Here is an 18,692-nt window from a genome sequence, read left to right on the forward strand (position 1 = left end):
CGGCTCCGCCTGTTCCCCGGTGGGCAGGCGGTCCCGCAACTCACCGCGCTGGCGTGCCGGTTGGGTGAATCGCGCCCGCCGTGGCCGTCAGCGGGACCCCGGTGCCGCCCCAGCGCAGAGCGACGATCTCCGCGGCCACGGATACGGCCACCTCCTCGGGTGTCCGCGCCCCGAGATCGAGCCCGACCGGTGAGCGCAGCCGCGACAGCTCGCGCTCACCCACCCCGGCCTCCCGCAGTCGTCGCATCCGCTCGTCGTGGGTACGGCGGCTGCCCATCGCCCCGATGTACGCGGCCGGGCGGCGCAGCGCCTCCTCCAGGAGGGGAACGTCGAACTTGGGGTCATGGGTGAGGACGCAGATCACCGTGCGCGCGTCGGTGTCCGTACCGCTCAAGTAGCGGTGCGGCCAGTCGACGACGACCTCGACACCCGCCGGGAAGCGCTCGGGTGTCGCGAAGACCGGGCGGGCGTCGCACACCGTGACCCGATGGCCGAGAAAGGCCCCGATTCGGGCCACCGCCGCCGCGTAGTCGATCGCGCCGAAGACGAGCATCCGCGGCGGTGGGGCGAAGGAGTGCAGGAAGACGGTGACGTCGTCCTCGCGGCGCTCGCCGTTCGGGCCGTAGTGACGCAGTCCGGTGGCGCCCAAGGCCAGTTCCCCCCGAGCGTCGGCGGCGACGGCGGCGTCGAGACCGGCCGGGCCGAGCGTGCCTGCCAGTACCTCGGCCGCGCCGGGTTCCTGGTCCGGGGGGACGGCAGGGCCGGGTGTGGCCGCCACTTCCTCGGCTGCGCCGGGTTCCTTGTCCGGCCGGTCGGCGAAGCCGAGCGCGCCTGCCCCGCGCTCGGCCGCGCCGGGTTCCTCGTCCGGAGGCCGGACGACGAAGCCGGGCGGGCCCGCCCCTCCCTCGGCCGCGCCGCGCTCCTCGTCCGGCCGGACGACGAGGGTCGCTCCGCGCGGTGCCGGTCCGTCGATCACCGTCGCGACGGTCACCGGACGCCCGGCCGCCACCGAATCGGCGACCGCCCCGAAGGACGGGTCTTCGTTTGGTGTCACCCGGCGTACGAGGACCGTGATCTCGCCTCCGCAGGTCAGCCCCACGGCGAAGGCGTCCTCGTCGCTGTAGCCGAAGGTCTCCAGACGTGCCTCGCCGCTCGCCACGACCTCCCGCGCCAGCTCGAGGACCGCCCCCTCGACACAGCCGCCGGACACGCTGCCCACCACCTCGTCGCCCGGGCCCACGGCCATGGCCGCCCCGGGGTCCCGCGGCGCGCTGCGGCTGACCGCGACGACCGTGGCGAGGCCGAACGGCTCACCGCCCGCGTACCACCGGCTCAGCGCCGGAAGGATCTCGCGCATCTCCCGCTCCCTTCGGCGCGACGACGATCTCCCTCAAGGTTCCGCGCCCTTCACCACTCCCGCCAGCAGGAACGGCCGGCCGGACCGTACGGGGGTCGCGGCCGGCCTCGCATCCGGGCGCGGGCCGGACACGACCAGTGCCTTGCCCGCGCGGCCTTTGTCGAGCGTTAATCCGTTGCCGTCGCACACGCTCGCCTGCTGCACTACGGGGAACCAGTCGTCCCGATGCCAGGAGCAGCAATGCGCGCACCGTTCATGTCCACCCCGGAAGGAATGACCCCCTCTTCAAAGGACATGACACGCGGTGCACATGCTGAACCTGGGAATTCTCGCGCACGTAGACGCCGGTAAGACCAGCCTGACCGAGCGGCTGCTGCACTCCGTCGGGATCATCGACGAGGTCGGCAGTGTCGACGCCGGCAGCACCCGGACCGACTCCCTCGCACTCGAGCGGCAGCGCGGGATCACCATCAAGTCCGCCGTGGTGTCCTTCGCGATCGACGACACCACGGTCAATCTGATCGACACACCCGGCCACCCGGACTTCATCGCCGAGGTGGAGCGCGTGCTGGGCGTGCTCGACGGCGCGGTGCTCGTCGTCTCGGCCGTGGAGGGCGTGCAGGCGCAGACCCGTGTGCTGATGCGGACGCTGCAGCGGCTGCGGATCCCGACGCTCGTCTTCGTGAACAAGATCGACCGCCGGGGAGCGCGGTACGAGGAGCTGCTGGAGAGCATCTCCGCGAGGCTCACCCCGGCGATCGTCCCCATGGGCGAGGTCGCTCTACGGGGCACACGGGACGCCGGCTTCACCCCCTTCGCCGCGGCCCGCCTCCGGACACCCCTGCTCGACGTACTGGCCGCGCACGACGACGAGCTGCTCGCCGCGTACGTCGAAGGAGGCGTGCCCGACGAGCGGTTGCGCTCGGCCCTGGCGCGGCAGACCGGGCAGGCCCTGGTGCACCCGGTGTTCTTCGGTTCGGCCATCACCGGGGCGGGCGTCCCGGACCTGATCGCCGGCATCAAGGAGCTGCTCCCCGCCGCCGAGTGTGATGCGGGCGGCCCGGTCTCGGGCACCGTCTTCAAGGTCGAGCGAGGGCCCGAAGGCGAGAAGGTGGCGTACGCGCGGATGTTCTCCGGGACCCTGCGCACGCGTGACCGGATCCCCTTCCGGGACGGCGAGGAGGGCAAGGTCACCGCGATCAGCGTGTTCGACCGCGGTGCGGAGGTCCGCGGCACGTCCGTCGCCGCCGGCCGGATCGGCAAGCTCTGGGGTCTCGGTGACATCCGGATCGGCGACACCTTCGGGGTGCCGGCGAAGACCGAGGGCGAGCATCTCTTCGCCCCGCCGACCCTCGAAACGGTCGTCGTCGCGGCCCGGCCCGGCGACAGGGGCGCCCTGCATCTCGCGCTCACCCAACTCGCCGAGCAGGACCCGCTGATCAACCTGCGCCGGGACGAGGTGCGGCAGGAGATCTCCGTATCGCTGTACGGCGAGGTGCAGAAGGAGGTCATCCAGGCGACGCTGGCCGACGAGTTCGGCCTCGACGTCACCTTCGAGGAGACGACGACCATCTGCATCGAGCGGCCCGAAGGCACGGGCAGCGCGGTCGAGTTCAACGGCAAGGATCCGAATCCCTTCCTCGCGACGGTCGGGTTGCGGGTGGATCCGGCGCCGGTCGGCAGCGGTGTGGAGTTCCGGCTGGAGGTCGAGCTCGGGTCGATGCCGTACGCCTTCTTCAAGGCGATCGAGGACTCGGTGCGGGACACCCTGCGGCAGGGGATCCACGGCTGGCAGGTCACCGACTGCACGGTCACCGTGACCCACTCCGGCTACTCGCCCCGCCAGAGCCACGCCCACCAGGGCTTCGACAAGAGCATGTCGAGCACGGGCGCCGACTTCCGCGGGGTGACCCCGCTGGTCCTGATGGCCGCGCTGCGGCGGGCGGGCAGCCGGGTGCACGAGCCGATGCACCGCTTCCGGCTGGAGACGCCCGGGGACACGCTGGCCGCGGTCCTGCCGGTGCTGGCGAGACTGCGCGCCGTACCGCAGACGACGGAGACAAGGGGGGAGGCGAGTGTGCTGGAGGGCCGGATCCCGGCGGCCCAGGTCCATGAACTGGAGCAGCTGCTCCCCGGGTTGACCCGCGGGGAGGGTGAACTGGAGGGGGCCTTCGATCACTACGCACCGGTCGCCCGCGGCGTCGTCCCGCACCGGCCGCGCACCGACCACAACCCGCTCGACCGCAAGGAGTACCTGCTGAACGTGACGCGCAGAGTCGGGAGTTGAGCCGAGCGGGCGGGGCGGCGGCATCCCGTCGCCGTCCCCCGGGCCGGATCGGGTGCGCCGAGTCTCCGATCGCCGCGGTGCGCCCGGTCCCGGAGTGAGGCGAGCAACGACCGCGGAGTCAGGGGGTGTTGACGTGCCGAGGTGCCACCGCGACTGTTGTGGACATGGCGAAGTTGCGCGCACGTCTGTTCGGCGTCCTCGTACTCCTCACCGGCCTCCTCACCGTGACGGGCGTCCAGCCCGCCACGGCGGACGGCCTCCCCGACTCCCTGTGGTTCGACGAACCCGCGGCCGCCACCCTCACGGCGGACAACGGCCATTTCACCGACGGCCTCGGCCGTGAGGTGGTGCTCCGCGGCTACAACGTCTCGGGTGAGACGAAACTGGCGGAGAACGACGGACTGCCGTTCGCCTCGGTGGCGGACGCCAGGAAGTCCGCCACCGCGCTGCGGGCTCTCGGCGGCGGCAACTCGGTCCGCTTCCTGCTCTCCTGGGCGGCCGCCGAACCCGTACGGGGGCAGGTGGACACCGCGTATCTCGCAGCCGCCACCGCCCAGTTGCGCGCCTTCCTCGACGCCGGGATCCGGGTGTTCCCCGACTTCCACCAGGACCTCTACTCCCGCCATCTCTTCGACCCGGACAGCTGGTACAGCGGTGACGGCGCGCCCAAGTGGGTCGTGGACGCCGGTGACTATCCCGACGAGTCCTGCGGGGTCTGCCTGTTCTGGGGGCAGAACATCACCCAGAACGAGGCCGTGAAACAGGCGTCGTACGACTTCTGGCACAACGCGAACGGAGTCCAGGACGCCTTCCTCACCACGGCTCAGAAGACGATGGCGTACGTCCAACAGCACCTGTCCGCAGCCGAGTTCGCCGGCGTCGTCGGCTTCGACCCCTTGAATGAGCCGTACGCGGGCACGTACGACTCCGGACAGACCAGCCGGACCTGGGAACGCGACGTGCTGTGGCCCTTCTACACGAAGTTCCGGGCGCGGATGGACGCGGCCGGCTGGCAGGCCAAGCCGGCCTTCGTCGAACCGAACCTCTTCTGGAACGCCAACCTCGACTTCCAGAAGCAGGAGGGCGGGCTGCTGGACGCGGGCACCCTGGGCCCGCGCTATGTGTTCAACACCCACTTCTACGACCAGAAGGCGATCTCCGGCGTCTTCATGTGGGGCAAGGCCCGCGACGGCCAGTACGCGACCGACTTCGGGACGGTGCGCGACCGTGCCTCCGCCGCTGGTACGACGGGAGTCGTCAGCGAGTTCGGCCATCCGCTGTCCGGTTCGGTCTCGGACAAGGCCCCCACGGTCCTCAAGGCCATGTACCAGGCACTCGACTCCCGGCTGCCGGGTTCCACCTGGTGGGACCGGCCGGCCTCCTCGGGCCCGGTCCTGTCCGGCACCCAGTGGCAGTGGGACCTCTACAACGGCCGCCACCAGGAGCTGATGAACGACAACCCCGACAAGGTTCTGACATCCGGCGACGCCTGGAATGACGAGGACCTCTCGGCGGTGGCGCTCGACGGCTCGGGGCAGCCCGTCCTGCGCCAGGACGCCCGTCTGCTGGACCGCGTGTACCCCAGTGCCACGGCCGGCACGACGGTGGCCTTCACCTACGAGGACCGGTCGCGGGACGGCTCGACCACCCTGACCTGGAACCCCGTCCCGAGTTCGCTTCCACAGGTGTCGCAGCTGGTCGGCGGCGGCCAGTACAGCCTTCTGCTCTGGCGCTCCGACGGCACGGACGCTCCCACGGAGGTCCACCTGCCGGCGTCCTTCCCTGCCGCGGCCACCACGGTGGTCTCCGACCTCGGCACCACCTCGGCCCCACCCGCGTACACGAGGGCGACTCCCGTGGCGGCGGCCCCCGAGCCCGGCGGCACCGGAGCCCGCCGGCTCCTGCTCACCGCCCCGGACTCGGGGACCCTGCACTACGCACTGATCACCAACGGCGCTTCGGCCCCTTCGGACGGCCTGCTGAGCGCGGCCCGCACGGAACTGTCGGCATGGGCCGCGGCGAAGGCCGGTTAGCCGACGGCCCCTGTCCAGTTCGCCGGGACATGGGCCAGCCGCACCCGCTGGGGGTGGTCGCCGACCTGGACCGAGACCGTCTTCCGGCCGGTCGCGAAGTCGATCGCCGTGATCTGGTCGGCGCCGCTCTCCGAGACGACACAGGACTTGCCGTCACCGCTGACGGTTGCCCAGTACGGCTTGGAGGCGGTGACGAGCGGGCCCTCCTGGAGGGTGGCCCGGTCGACGACGGTGGCGTAGTCGTCCATGGTGCCGGCGACGCAGAGCTTGGTGCCGTCGGGGCTCATCGAAATCCCGTGGTGACGGGAGTCGTTGACCCAGGTCGTGCGGTCGGTGCTGGTCGCGGGGTTCTTCGGGAGGGTCTTCACCCGGGTGATCCGGTCGGTGGCGACGTCGTACTCCAGGAAGCCGTTGAAGAACGACACCTGGAAGTAGAGCTTGGACTCGTCGGGGCTGAAGACGGCGGGCCGCACGGCGTCGGAGAAGTCGGTGAGGCCGATGGCGTCGAGCCGCTGGCGCATGTCGATCACCTTGACCTGCTTGAAGGTGGTCGCGTCGACGACGGTGATGCGGCGGTCGCCCTTCGTCCAGTCCAGCCACGGTTCGTCCAGAGCGGTGGTGACGTCACCGATGGACATGTTCCAGATGTACTTGCCGTCCCGGGTGAAGATGTTCTCGTGCGGCTTGTCGCCGGTGGCGATGGATCCGAGCTGCTTGCCCGTGGTGATGTCCAGGACATGCACGGTGTTGGCGGTCGAGGCGGAGACCGCGACGCGGCTGCCGTCGGGGGAGACCGCCATGTGGTCGGCACGGTAACCGGACACGGCGAAGCGCCAGTTGATCCTCCCGCTGGCGAGGTCGATGGAGACCACGTCGGCGAAGCTCGGGCGGGAGACGACCATGGACCTCCCGTCCGGGGTGGCGTACATGTCGTCGACGAACTGGTCGTGGCCCTCCCCGACGCCGCTGCGAATGCCCATGAAATAGGCCCATTTGACCGGGTCGGCGTTGATCTCCGCGAGGCGTGCCTCCTTGTCCGGCACGACGTTGACCCGGCCGATCTTCGCGAAGTCGCCGGTGGATTTGATGACGTCGGCGGTGCCGTCCCAGTTGTTGCCCACGAACATCACCTCGCGCAGATCGGCGGAGGTGTCCTGAGCGGTGGCCGAGGTCGCCGTGGCGCCGAGGGCGAGGACGAGCGCGGTGGTGAGGGTGCAGAGGTGTCTGGATCTGGGGGCAGACATGGCGGTCCTTGTCGTAGGTGGGGAGTGTGGGGTGGAAGGGGCATGACAAGGGTGAATCTGAACAGGCGCACATTCAGAGTCGATTTACTGGAAAGTAAGGAAGGGGGCGGCCTCTCCACAAGACTCCGGACGAGACAAAATTGACAACTGTCGAATGGATCAACGGCTGGGCCGGGGCGCATAGTTGAGCCCCGACGGACGGACTGTCCGGCCACGGGAGCACCGGCGTCGTCGGGCCGGGCGAAGGAGGACGTGTGGCGGGCAGGCTCAAACAGCCGACCGGCCGTTACGGCGGTAAGACCGCCGAGGAGCGACAGGCCGAGCGGCGCCAACGCTTCCTGGACGCCGCGCTCCAGCTGTTCGGCGACAGCCCCGGCTTCCGGTCCACCACCGTCGCGGCGCTCAGCGAGGCGGCGGGCCTGTCGACCCGCCAGTTCTACGAGGCGTTCCGCACCCTCGAAGACGTGCTGGCCGCCCTGCATCTCCAGGTCAACGACTGGGCCGAGACAGCCGCCCTGGCCGCCCTGGCCGATGTCGACGGTCTGCCGGTCGCCGAGCGCGCCGCCGCGATCTTCCGAGCCTATGCGGCCGATGTCACCAGCGACCCCCGGCGGGTCCGCATCACGTTCGTCGAGATCATCGGCGTCAGCGCCCGGATGGAGGAACAGCGGCTCGCCCGCCGCGCCCGCTGGGTGGACCTCATCTGCGCCGAGGCCGAGGCGGCCGCCGCACGCGGCGAGGCGGCCCAGCGCGACTACCGGATAGCCGCCGCGGCCTTCATCGGGAGCGTCAACGGACTCCTCCACGACTGGAGCGCCGGCTGGGTGGACGCGACCCTCGACCAGGTCGTCGAGGAACTGGTCCGCCAGCTGCTGGGCATCCTGCGCCCTCAGGGCTGGGGGCCGGGGCGCTCGTGACCGCCGCCGACGAGCTCCCCGGCCCTCTCGACCGCCCGGGGCAGCATTCCGGCAGCGGTTCTGCTGCGGTGCGGTTCCGACCCCCGGGCGGCAGGGTCATCTTGTGGCGGCCAGGCCGGCTGTGACCATCACGATCACGACGGCACCGAGCAGGATCCCGCCGCACAGCCGTCGTCGCAGCGCACGGTACGCCGCCTCGTACTCGGCCTTCAGCTCCCCGCCGCGCCGGGCCGTCCGCTCCCAGGAACGACGGGTGACCGCAAGGTGGTTGTCCGCGTAGCGCTCCTCCACCTCCGCGCGCTGGGTGTCCGTGAGCCAGGCCAGGGAGCGGCTGAAGCGGGCGGCTTCGGCGCGGGCCTCGGTGCGCGCGGCCTCGACGAGCAGATGTCCCTCCAGCTCGTCGATCAGTCCGCGTGTGTCCAGGGGGCGCTCGTCCATCGCTGTCATCGCAGGGCCCGCTGTGCCGTACCGAGTTGCGCGCCGGCGGCCGGAACCTCCGGGTGGTGCAGGTCGAACGCCGGGGATTCGGAGCGGATCCGGGGAAGCGAGACGAAGTTGTGCCGCGGCGGCGGGCAGGAGGTCGCCCACTCGAGTGAACGGCCGTAGCCCCACGGGTCGTCGGCCTCGACCTTCTCGCCGTACTTGGCGGTCTTCCAGATGTTGTAGAAGAACGGCAGGAACGACAGGCCGAGGAGGAAGGAGAAGATGCTCGACACCGTGTTGAGAGCCGTGAGCCCCTCGACCGCCAGATAGTCGGGAATCCGGCGCTGCATTCCGTTCGCGCCCAGCCAGTGCTGCACCAGGAACGTGCCGTGGAATCCGATGAACAGCGTCCAGAAGGTGATCTTTCCGAGCCGCTCGTCGAGCATCTTCCCGGTGAACTTCGGCCACCAGAAGTGGAATCCGGAGAACATCGCGAAGACGACCGTACCGAAGACCACGTAGTGGAAGTGCGCCACCACGAAGTACGAGTCGGAGAGAGGGAAGTCCATCGGCGGCGACGCGAGCATCACGCCGGTCAGACCACCGAAGACGAAGGTGACGAGGAATCCGGTGGCCCACAGCATCGGGGTCTCGAAGCTGAGCGACCCCCGCCACATCGTGCCGATCCAGTTGAAGAACTTCACGCCCGTCGGCACGGCGATGAGGAACGTCATGAAGGAGAAGAACGGCAGGAGTACGCCGCCGGTGACGTACATGTGGTGCGCCCACACCGTCACGGAGAGACCCGCGATGGAGATGGTGGCGCCGATGAGGCCCATGTAGCCGAACATCGGCTTGCGGCTGAACACCGGGATCACTTCGGAGATGATTCCGAAGAACGGCAGGGCGATGATGTACACCTCTGGATGGCCGAAGAACCAGAAGAGGTGTTGCCACAGCAGCGCACCGCCGTTCGCGGCATCGAAGACATGTGCCCCGAATTTCCGATCCGCCTCCAGCGCGAACAGCGCGGCGGCGAGCACGGGGAAGGCCAGCAGGACCAGGACCGCGGTCAGCAGGACGTTCCACACGAAGATCGGCATGCGGAACATCGTCATGCCCGGTGCGCGCATGCAGATGATCGTGGTGATGAAGTTGACCGCGCCGAGGATGGTGCCGAAGCCGGAGAAGGCCAGACCCATGATCCACATGTCGGCGCCGACGCCCGGCGAGCGGACCGCGTCCGACAGCGGGCTGTAGGCGAACCAGCCGAAGTCGGCCGCGCCCGACGGGGTGAGGAAGCCGCCGACCGCGATGGTCGAGCCGAACAGGTAGAGCCAGTAGGCGAACATGTTCAGCCGCGGGAACGCCACGTCGGGCGCGCCGATCTGCAGCGGCATGATCCAGTTCGTGAAACCGGCGAACAGCGGCGTCGCGAACATCAGCAGCATGATCGTGCCGTGCATCGTGAACGCCTGGTTGAACTGCTCGTTCGACATGATCTGCAGACCAGGACGCGCGAGCTCGGCGCGCATCAGCAGCGCCATGACGCCACCGATGCAGAAGAACGCGAACGACGTGACCAGATACAGCGTGCCGATCGTCTTGTGGTCGGTGGTGGTCAGCCACTTCACCACGGTGATTCCCGGACGGCGCGTGCGTACCGGGACGGACGGCGCGGGCCGCGTCGTCGAAACAGTGTTGCTCTCCATGACCCGCCTGTGTCCGGGGCCCACCCGGCCGTCACACTCGGGGGAAGCGACGAGCGTCACATCGGCGGGTGTGACGAACTCCCACCCGCCGGACACCTACGGAACATGAGCAACGACGAGATCTTCGCCGCTGCCTATCGCGAGCACTACTGGGCGGTCAGCCGCTACGTTGCGCGGCGACTGGACGGCCGGACGAGCGAGGTGGAGGAAGTGGTGGCCGAGGTGTTCACCGTCGCCTGGCGCCGGCGGTCCGAACTGCCCGCCACCCCGTTGCCCTGGCTGTACGGCGTCGCCCGCAACTGCCTGGCCAATGCCGTACGCGGTTACGGCCGCCGGCGCCGGCTCCTCGACCGGATCGGCAACCACGAGACCGCGCAGGGCCGGCAGACCGTGGACAGCCCCGACGCCGAGGCTCCCGGCGCCTGGGTGCACGAAGCGCTGGCCCGGCTCAGCCCGGCCGACCAGGAGGTGCTGCGCCTGACCGTGTGGGAGGAGCTCGGAGTCGACGAGGTCGCCGTCGCACTCGGCTGCGGCAGCAGGGCGGCGGCGATGCGGCTGCACCGGGCCCGGCGGCGGCTGAGAGCCGAGATCGACCGTATGCGGAGCAGCGGCCGAGTCCCGAACTCTGGCGGCGAGCGCCTGAAATCTGGCGGCGAGCGCCTCAACTCCGGCGGTGACCGCCCGAACTCTGGTGACGACAACCAGAACTCCAGCGGTGACCGCCCGCACTCCGGTGGCGACTACCAGAGCTCCGACGGTGACTACCAGAACTCCGGCGGCGAGCGCCCGCACTCCGGTGGCGACTACCAGAGCTCCCGATGCGACCGCCAGAACTCCGACCGCATTCGCCGAGCGGCCGACCGTACGCCGAGCAGCGAAGCCGCGCCGATCAGCGAAGCCGCGCCGAGCGGCGACCGCACGCCGCTCACCCTCGCCCACGGCGCCGAGGCGCACCGCCGCGGCACCCCGAAGGAGCACGGCCATGGCTGACGAACTCGAACTGCTGCGCCGCGCCAACCCGGTCCCGGCCGGCGAGACCCGCTACCAGGACCGGCCGCTGGACCACCACGCGGAACGCCGTCTGAACCAGCTGCTGCACGGTGAGCAGGGGAGCCGGCGATCCCGGCGATCCCGGCAGGCCCGGCGCTGGGCCTGGAGCCTCGCCACCACCGCCGTGGTCGCGGCGATCGCCCTCACGCTCCTCCTGTCGGGGACCACCACCACTCCCGCCGTGGCCGCACCCCGCCCCCTGGTCGTCGAGGCGGGCTCCGCCGCCGTACCCCTGGACGAGGTGGCGGAGCGCGCCGCCGCGTCCGGTGCCGCGCTCCCTCTGCGCCAGGGAACGCACGTCCAGTCGTGGAGCCTGTCCATGACGAGCGGGCCCGGCGCCCGGCCGCCGATCACGCTTCCCGAGGAGCGCATCGTGCGCTGGAAGGCCGACGGGAGTCACACGGAACTCGTCGTGGCGACCGACCCGCGCCACCCGGGCAGGCCGGTCATCACCGACAGTGACGACACCCCGCGCACGGTCGAGGACGGGCACGTCCTGAGCCGGCAGTCCTACCCGCCGAGCTGGAGCGACGCCCCACCGCGGGCGCGGCCGCCGCACAATGCCGCGCGGCTGCGCGCCTACCTGGACGAGATCGACACCACCGGGACCCTGCGGACCCCCGAACTCCTGGACGCCATGGCCGAGTTGCTCGACCACTGGACGCTCGGCAGCCGTGAGTCCGCCGCGCTGGCGCGGGTCCTTGCCGACGCGCCAGGACTGCGCCCGGTCGGCGAGGTCACCGACCGGCTGGGACGCGAGGGACAGGCGTACGTGTACGACGACACGGAGCACTCCGTGCGCCGGATGCTGATCCTGGATCCGGCGACCGGCGCCGTCCTCGGGCTGGAGGACACCGTCACGAGGAACGATCCCGAGTACGGCCTCGAGGCCGGCGACGTGATGTCGTACAGCGCGTGGATGCGCTGATCACAGGCCCAGCGGGCATCGCCGGTCGCCGACCGTCGTCGCGTCCGGATGCGGCTCAGCGGGGCCGGATGTGCCGCCGTGGAGCAGTACGCGGCATCGGAGCAAGCGGACGGGAACGCCTTGCCCGCAGGAGTGCTCGCAGCAGAGATAGAGACGCGTGCCGGCCTGCCGCGGACAGTGGGCGTGGCCGCCGGGCCGGGCCGGGACGCGAGCGTCCCATCGCCGCTCGCGCCGAGAAGGTCCAGGTCACACGGGAGTTGATCTGGACCTTCGGCCAGTTCCTTCCTACTCGTCCCATGCCTGCAGCATGGTGTGGTCGACGATCTTGCCGTCCCGCAGCGACATCATCGAGCTGGCGTACACCTTCACGCCGTCCGGGTACTCACAGGACTCGGTGAAGGCGACGTGGTCGCCCTGGACGATGCACTGCTCCATCTTGTGAGTCATGTCCCGGCTGTAGACGTCGTTCAGCATCTCGCCGATCTTGTCGCGTCCGTGCATGACCATCGGATGGCTGGGCTGGGAGTTGTGGTCGACTACGCGGATCTCCGCGTCGTCCGCGTAGAGCGACAGAAGAGTTGCTGCGCTCTGTCCTTCAATGCCTCGACGCAGCGCTTCGGCGTCGAATGCGGGGCCTGCCGCGGTGCCCATGGTGACCTCCTTAGAAGGCCGCGGCCCGGTGAGGAGCGGGCCGCGAAGGGCCTCTCCTCCGAGACTCCTCCGCCGGGCGGCGGACGGCAAGCGCTGCCGCCCTGTGCGCCTCTCGGGTGAGGGGGGCGGCCCGGCCGTGTCCGGCCGAGGCTCCGCGCCGTTGCAGAATGCATGATCTCAACACGACGTATCGTCGCCGCCGTTGGTCTTGCCGTCGGAATCACCGGCCTTGCCGCTCCGATGGCGAACGCGGCCGGTCCCGAGGCCCCGGGCGCGGGCAAGCTGAACCCGGTCACCATGCTCGACTCGCTCGCCGTGAGCGAGATCCCCGCGGAGCACCGGGACAAGCTGCCCCGGGTCTCCCAGCAGATCGCCGGCCTCAACCGCCTGCACGACCTCAACCAGCTGCACCAGGTCACCGACCTCGTCGCGCCCGTCACCAACCTCCTCCCGGGCCTCGAGTACTAGGGACCGCCGGGCGGATCAGGACAGGCCCCAGGCCGGTCCCGCACCGCTTCACCGCGTCACGCGCGTACGCGCCCCAGGGCCCCCGCCACGGCGGGGGCCCTTGACATTCCCGGGGCTCGGTCAGAGCATCCGAATGGTTGATGAATCAAATTTCACCGGGCGAACAGCCGTCTCGTTCGCCCCCGAGCGCCCCACTTGCGTACCGTCGTACGCACGTAACGAAGGAACCCACGCCATGTCCCTCACCCGTGAACTGCTGATCGGCGGCAAGGACGTGCCCGCCGTCTCGGGCCGCACCGCCGAGGACATCGACCCCTTTACGGGTGAGCTGTACGCGACGGTCGCCGCCGCCGGACCCGAGGACGTCACACGAGCCGTGGACGCGGCCGACGCCGCCTTCGCCGAATGGGCCGCGCTCGCCCCCTTCGCCCGCCGCGCGATCTTCCTCAGGGCGGCGGACCTCGTCGACGCCAAGCGCGAAGAGGTGGCGGAGCTGATGGCACGGGAGGCGGGCGCCACCCGGCCCTGGGCATACTTCAACGTGGGGCTCGCCGCGAACTTCCTGCGCGAGGCGGCCGCCGCGATCACCGCGCCCCGCGGCGAGGTGCTCAGCGCCCAGCAGGAGGGCACGCTCGGCCTCGCGGTCCGCGAACCGCTCGGCGTCGTCGCCGCCTTCGCACCTTGGAACGCGCCCGTCATCCTCGGCGTTCGCGCCGTCGCCGCCCCGCTCGCCGCGGGCAACACCGTCGTCGTGAAGGCAAGCGAGGACGCGCCGATCGCCTGCGCCCTGTTCGTCGCCGACGTGCTGCGCGAGGCGGGGCTGCCCGACGGCGTGCTGAACGTGATCACGAACGCCCGCGAGGACGCCGCCGAGATCGCCGAGGTGCTGATCGCCGACTCCCGCGTCCGCGCCGTCAACTTCACCGGCTCCACCGGCGTAGGCCGGATCATCGGCACCCACGCGGCCGCTCACCTCAAGCCCGCCGTACTGGAGTTGGGCGGGAAGAACGCCGTCGTCGTGCTCGACGACGCCGACGTGGACTACGCCGTCGAGGCCGTCACCTTCAGCGTGCTCCTGAACTCCGGCCAGATCTGCATGTCCGGTGACCGCGTCCTCGTCCACGAGTCCCTCGCCGAGGAGTTCACCCGGAAGTTCACCGCGAAGGTCGCCTCGCTCCAGGCCGGAGACCCCGGCCACCCGCACACTGTCATCGGTCCACTGGTCACCCCCTCCGCCGCCCGGCGCGTCGCCGCTCTCGTGAAGGACGCCGTCGCCAAGGGCGCCGAAGTGCTCACCGGGGGCGGCGAGCCGGAGGGCGCGGTGCACCCGGCGACCGTGCTCACCGCCGTCCCCAAGGACGCGGACCTGTACTACGCGGAGGCGTTCGGTCCCGTCTGCGTCATCGAGACCTTCGCCGACGACGACACCGCCATCGCTGTCGCCAACGACACCGAGAACGGCCTGACCTGCGGTGTCATCACCGAGAACGCGACGCACGGACTCGCCGTCGCGCGCCGTATCCGCACCGGCATCGTGCACATCAACGACCAGTCGGTCGCCGACGAGCCGCACGCGCCCTTCGGCGGCGTCAAGGGCTCGGGCTACGGGCGCTTCGGCGGCCGCTGGGGCATCGAGTCGTTCTCCAGCACGCGCTGGGTGACCATCGCCACGCAGCACGCGCCCTTCCCCTTCTGAGACCTGACCGGAGCCTCAGCCGGTCGTGGCCAGGAACTGCGTGGCCGCCAGTTCGGCGTAGAGCGGATCCCCGGTGACCAGCTCGCGGTGCGTGCCCACCGCACGGACGCGGCCCGCGTCCATCACGACGATGCGGTCCGCCATGGTGACGGTCGACAGCCGGTGGGCGACCACGAGGACCGTGGTCGTGCGGGCGACATCGGCGACCGTGTCGCGCAGCGCGGCCTCGTTCACGGCGTCCAGCTGCGAGGTGGCCTCGTCGAGGAGGAGCAGGCGCGGGCGGCGCAGCAGCGCCCGGGCGATGGCGACCCGCTGGCGCTCGCCGCCGGACAGCTTGGTGCCGCGGTGGCCGACCAGCGTGTCCAGACCACGGGGCAGCTGTCCGATCAGGCCGTCGAGCCGCGTGGTCTTCAGCACCCGGTTGAGCTCGGCCTCGTCCGCCTCCGGATTGCCCAGCAGCAGATTGTCGCGCAAGGAACCCGACAGGACCGGGGCGTCCTGCTCCACGTAGCCGATGGCGGCACGGAGTTGGGGCAGCTGCCACTCCTCCAGCGGGCGGCCGTCGAGCGTGATGAGGCCCGCCTCGGGGTCGTAGAACCGCTCGATGAGGGAGAAGACCGTGGTCTTGCCCGCCCCGGAAGGTCCGACGAACGCGGTCATGCCCTGGGCCGGGACGGCGAACGTCACCCCGTGATGGACGTACGGCAGGTCGTCCGCGTAACGGAAGCGGACGTCCTCGAAGGCCAGCGCGGCCGGCTCGGCGCCGGGGGACGGCAACGCGGCGGGGGAGGCGGCCGGTTCGGCCGGCAGCGTCAGCGCCTCCTGGATCCGGGCGAGCGCCGCGGCGCCGGTCTGGTACTGCGTGACCGCGCCGACGACCTGCTGGATCGGCGACATCAGATAAAAGACGTAGAGGAGGAAGGCGACCAGCGTGCCGACGGCGATGGAGCCCGTCGCCACCCGGGCACCGCCCACCGCGAGCACGGTGATGAAGGCGATCTGCATCGCGAGGCCCGCCGTATTGCCCGCCGCCGCCGACCACTTGGCCGCGCTGACGCTCTGCCGCCACGACTCGTGCGCGGCCGCGTGAATGCTCTGCTCCTCGCGGTGCTCCGCCCCGGACGCCTTGATCGTGCGCAGGGCGCCCAGGATCCGTTCCAGGGACGCGCCCATCACACCGACCGCGTCCTGCGCCCGGCGGCTCGCCCGGTTGATACGCGGCACGATCACGCCGAGGACGGTGCCCGCGCCGACGATCACGGCCAGCGTGACGCCGAGCAGCACCGGATCGACCAGGCCCATCATCACCACCGTCGCGACCAGAGTCAGACCGCCGGTGCCGACCCCCACCAGCGAGTCGGTCGTCACCTCGCGCAGCAGCGTGGTGTCCGAGGTGATGCGGGCCATGAGATCGCCCGGCTCGCTGCGGTCCACGGCGGGTATGCGCAGCCGCAGCAGATACGACGACAGATTGCGCCGGGCGCCGAGGACCACGGACTCCGCCGTGCGCCGCAGGACGTACGAACCCAGCGCGCCGACCGCCGCGTTGACCACCACCAGCGCCGCCATGCCGATGAGGGCGCCGGTGATGGGCCGGTCGTGCGACAGATCGTCGATCAGGCCCCGCGCCACCAGCGGCAGCACCAGACCGGTGGCTCCTGTCCCGAGCGCCAGCAGCGCGCCCGTCAGCAGCGCCCACCGATGCGGCCGTACATACCCGAGAAGCAGCCGCCAGGCGGGCGGTGGGGCTTCCGTTGCAGCAATGCTCACAGTGCTCCTAGCGGCAGTCGACGCGGAGTATTCAGGCTACGTCGCCGACGTGCCCGCCCGGACCGGCCAGGCGGTGGGACCTGGCGGCGTTCGCGAGGCCCCGAGCCGTCGGTGCGGGTGCCGGCGAGGTGGGCGCACAGGCGCGGGAGACCCTGGCCGCCGGGCACACCCGGCCCCCCGAGGACGACGGCCGAGCCGTCGAAGGCGCCGCCCGTCATCCGGGCCCCGACGGCACCCGCCGAGTTCGCGGAGACCGGGTCGGACGAACGCCACCTGCCCTTCTTCCGGCCGGTCACACCGTAGGGTCGTTCGACGGAACGTCGACCTACGGAAGGGCTCATCACCATGGCGCAGGAAGTACGTGGCGTGATCGCACCGGGCAAGGACCAGCCGGTGCGTGTCGAGACCGTCGTCGTACCGGATCCGGGGCCCGGTGAGGCCGTGGTGCAGATCCAGGCCTGCGGGGTCTGCCACACGGACCTGCACTACAAACAGGGCGGGATCAACGACGAGTTCCCCTTCCTGCTCGGCCACGAGGCGGCGGGCGTCGTGGAGTCGGTGGGCTCGGACGTCACGGACGTCGCGCCCGGCGACTTCGTGATCCTCAACTGGCGTGCGGTGTGCGGTCAGTGCCGTGCGTGTCTGCGTGGACGGCCCTGGTACTGCTTCGACACGCACAACGCCCGGCAGCGGATGACCCTCAAGGACGGCACGGAGCTGTCCCCGGCCCTGGGCATCGGCGCCTTCGCCGAGAAGACCCTGGTCGCCGCCGGACAGTGCACCAAGGTCGACCCGGCGGTCTCCCCCGCGGTCGCCGGACTGCTCGGCTGCGGAGTGATGGCCGGCATCGGCGCGGCCATCAACACCGGGAACGTGGGACGCGGGGACGCCGTCGCGGTCATCGGCTGCGGTGGCGTCGGCGACGCGGCGATCGCCGGATCCCGGCTGGCGGGTGCGGCGAAGATCATCGCCGTCGACATCGACGACCGCAAACTGACCACCGCCCGAAAGCTCGGCGCGACGCACACGGTCAACTCCCGCGAGAGCGACCCCGTCGAGGCGATCCGCGAACTGACCGGCGGCTTCGGCGCCGACGTCGTCATCGATGCGGTCGGCCGCCCGGAGACGTACCAACAGGCCTTCTACGCCCGCGATCTCGCCGGCACGGTCGTCCTCGTCGGCGTCCCGACCCCGGAGATGCGGCTCGAACTGCCCCTGCTGGACGTCTTCGGGCGCGGCGGAGCCCTCAAGTCGTCCTGGTACGGCGACTGTCTGCCGTCCCGCGACTTCCCCATGCTGATCGACCTGCACCTCCAGGGACGGCTGGACCTGGGGGCGTTCGTGTCCGAGACGATCGCACTCGACCAGGTCGAAGAGGCCTTCGACCGGATGCACCAGGGCGATGTCCTGCGTTCGGTGGTGGTGTTCTGATGACGCACGCGCGTATCGATCACCTGGTCACTTCGGGCACCTTCTCGCTCGACGGCGGCACCTGGGACGTCGACAACAACGTCTGGATCGTCGGCGACGACCATGAGGCGATCGTCATCGACGCCGCCCACGACGCCGACGCCATCGCCGAAGCGGTGGGCGACCGCAGGCTGCGGGCCATCGTGTGCACGCACGCTCACAACGACCACATCGACGCCGCGCCCGCCCTCGCGGAGCGGACCGGAGCCACCATCTGGCTGCACCCCGACGACCTGCCGCTGTGGAAGCAGACCCACCCGGACCGGCTGCCGGACGCCTGGCTGGCCGACGGGCAGGTGATCGAGACCGCCGGCACCGACCTGACCGTGCTGCACACGCCGGGCCATGCGCCGGGCGCGGTCTGCCTGTACGCCCCCGGCCTCGGCACCGTGTTCACCGGTGACACCCTCTTCCAGGGCGGCCCGGGAGCCACCGGCCGCTCCTACTCGCATTTCCCGACGATCGTCGACTCGATCCGGGAGCGGCTGCTCGGCCTCCCGGCGGACACCGTCGTGCGGACCGGGCACGGGGAGACGACCACCATCGGCGCGGAGGCTCCGCACCTGGAGGAGTGGATCGCCCGCGGCCACTGACGGTCCACCTGCAGCGGCGACGGCCGACCGGTCAGCCGGCCGGGCGGCCCTCGCCCCCACGAGGGCGGACGGATGCCACAACGCACCCGCACC

Annotated in this window: 14 protein-coding genes and 1 pseudogene; 9 read left to right on the forward strand and 6 right to left on the reverse strand. The window is 70.8% G+C overall.

Going from position 1 to position 18,692, the window contains the following annotated elements; all coding sequences use genetic code 11:
- Nucleotides 1–40: 40 nt before the first annotated feature.
- On the reverse strand, nt 41–1,357 hold the full coding sequence (locus ACFVYF_RS09935) for an XdhC family protein (RefSeq protein ID WP_389453511.1): 1,317 nt from the start codon (nt 1,355–1,357) through the stop codon (nt 41–43).
- A gap of 304 nt (nt 1,358–1,661) precedes the next feature.
- On the opposite strand from ACFVYF_RS09935, the gene ACFVYF_RS09940 reads away from it, so the two are divergent.
- Nucleotides 1,662–3,644, forward strand: coding sequence for a GTP-binding protein (locus tag ACFVYF_RS09940; protein ID WP_389453514.1), 1,983 nt, complete (start codon nt 1,662–1,664; stop codon nt 3,642–3,644).
- A 164-nt stretch (nt 3,645–3,808) separates the two neighbouring features.
- Nucleotides 3,809–5,677, forward strand: a complete 1,869-nt coding sequence (locus ACFVYF_RS09945) for a cellulase family glycosylhydrolase (RefSeq protein ID WP_389453517.1) — start codon at nt 3,809–3,811, stop codon at nt 5,675–5,677.
- On the opposite strand, the gene ACFVYF_RS09950 is transcribed toward ACFVYF_RS09945, so the two are convergent.
- Nucleotides 5,674–6,921 carry a YncE family protein gene (locus ACFVYF_RS09950; protein WP_389453520.1) on the reverse strand — a complete coding sequence of 416 codons (1,248 nt, stop codon included), beginning with the start codon at nt 6,919–6,921 and terminating at the stop codon, nt 5,674–5,676. The two genes, ACFVYF_RS09945 and ACFVYF_RS09950, sit on opposite strands and share 4 nt — an antisense overlap.
- Before the next feature lie 254 nt (nt 6,922–7,175).
- On the opposite strand from ACFVYF_RS09950, the gene ACFVYF_RS09955 reads away from it, so the two are divergent.
- Entirely contained in the window at nt 7,176–7,838 is a 663-nt protein-coding gene (locus ACFVYF_RS09955) for a TetR/AcrR family transcriptional regulator (RefSeq protein WP_389453523.1), read from the forward strand.
- A 96-nt stretch (nt 7,839–7,934) separates the two neighbouring features.
- Here the strand turns inward: ACFVYF_RS09955 and ACFVYF_RS09960 are convergent, their stop codons facing one another.
- Together ACFVYF_RS09960 and ctaD are read right to left on the reverse strand one after the other, a co-directional pair.
- Entirely contained in the window at nt 7,935–8,276 is a 342-nt protein-coding gene (locus ACFVYF_RS09960; protein WP_389453526.1) for a hypothetical protein, read from the reverse strand.
- Nucleotides 8,277–8,281: 5 nt separating this feature from the next.
- Nucleotides 8,282–9,973: a cytochrome c oxidase subunit I gene (gene ctaD / locus ACFVYF_RS09965; protein ID WP_389453529.1), complete on the reverse strand. Its 1,692-nt coding sequence runs from the start codon at nt 9,971–9,973 to the stop codon at nt 8,282–8,284.
- Between the two features lie 105 nt (nt 9,974–10,078).
- Between ctaD and ACFVYF_RS09970 the strand changes: the two are divergent.
- A pseudogene (locus tag ACFVYF_RS09970) lies at nt 10,079–10,585 on the forward strand (RNA polymerase sigma factor); the annotation flags it as partial.
- 370 nt (nt 10,586–10,955) lie between these two features.
- Nucleotides 10,956–11,951 (forward strand): CU044_5270 family protein, encoded by a 996-nt coding sequence (locus ACFVYF_RS09975; protein ID WP_389453532.1) that lies wholly within the window; start codon nt 10,956–10,958, stop codon nt 11,949–11,951.
- A 285-nt stretch (nt 11,952–12,236) separates the two neighbouring features.
- Here the strand turns inward: ACFVYF_RS09975 and ACFVYF_RS09980 are convergent, their stop codons facing one another.
- Nucleotides 12,237–12,602, reverse strand: coding sequence for a nuclear transport factor 2 family protein (locus ACFVYF_RS09980; RefSeq protein ID WP_389453535.1), 366 nt, complete (start codon nt 12,600–12,602; stop codon nt 12,237–12,239).
- A gap of 171 nt (nt 12,603–12,773) precedes the next feature.
- Between ACFVYF_RS09980 and ACFVYF_RS09985 the strand changes: the two genes are divergently transcribed.
- Both ACFVYF_RS09985 and ACFVYF_RS09990 read left to right on the forward strand, forming a co-directional pair.
- On the forward strand, nt 12,774–13,070 hold the full coding sequence (locus ACFVYF_RS09985; protein ID WP_389453538.1) for a hypothetical protein: 297 nt from the start codon (nt 12,774–12,776) through the stop codon (nt 13,068–13,070).
- A 235-nt stretch (nt 13,071–13,305) separates the two neighbouring features.
- The gene (locus ACFVYF_RS09990; protein ID WP_389453541.1) at nt 13,306–14,766 is read left to right on the forward strand and encodes an aldehyde dehydrogenase family protein; all 1,461 of its coding nucleotides are present in this window, start codon (nt 13,306–13,308) and stop codon (nt 14,764–14,766) included.
- Nucleotides 14,767–14,781: 15 nt separating this feature from the next.
- On the opposite strand, the gene ACFVYF_RS09995 is transcribed toward ACFVYF_RS09990, so the two are convergent.
- Complete coding sequence (locus ACFVYF_RS09995) at nt 14,782–16,536, reverse strand: ABC transporter ATP-binding protein (protein ID WP_389453544.1); 1,755 nt, start codon at nt 16,534–16,536, stop codon at nt 14,782–14,784.
- Nucleotides 16,537–16,881: 345 nt separating this feature from the next.
- On the opposite strand from ACFVYF_RS09995, the gene ACFVYF_RS10000 reads away from it, so the two are divergent.
- Nucleotides 16,882–17,967, forward strand: a complete 1,086-nt coding sequence (locus ACFVYF_RS10000) for an S-(hydroxymethyl)mycothiol dehydrogenase (protein WP_389453547.1) — start codon at nt 16,882–16,884, stop codon at nt 17,965–17,967.
- The gene (locus ACFVYF_RS10005) at nt 17,967–18,599 is read left to right on the forward strand and encodes an MBL fold metallo-hydrolase (RefSeq protein ID WP_389453550.1); all 633 of its coding nucleotides are present in this window, start codon (nt 17,967–17,969) and stop codon (nt 18,597–18,599) included. The genes ACFVYF_RS10000 and ACFVYF_RS10005 overlap by 1 nt, the downstream gene beginning before the upstream one ends.
- Nucleotides 18,600–18,692 lie beyond the last annotated feature (93 nt).

The organism is Streptomyces sp. NPDC058274, from assembly GCF_042881375.1.
GTDB lineage: Bacteria > Actinomycetota > Actinomycetes > Streptomycetales > Streptomycetaceae > Streptomyces.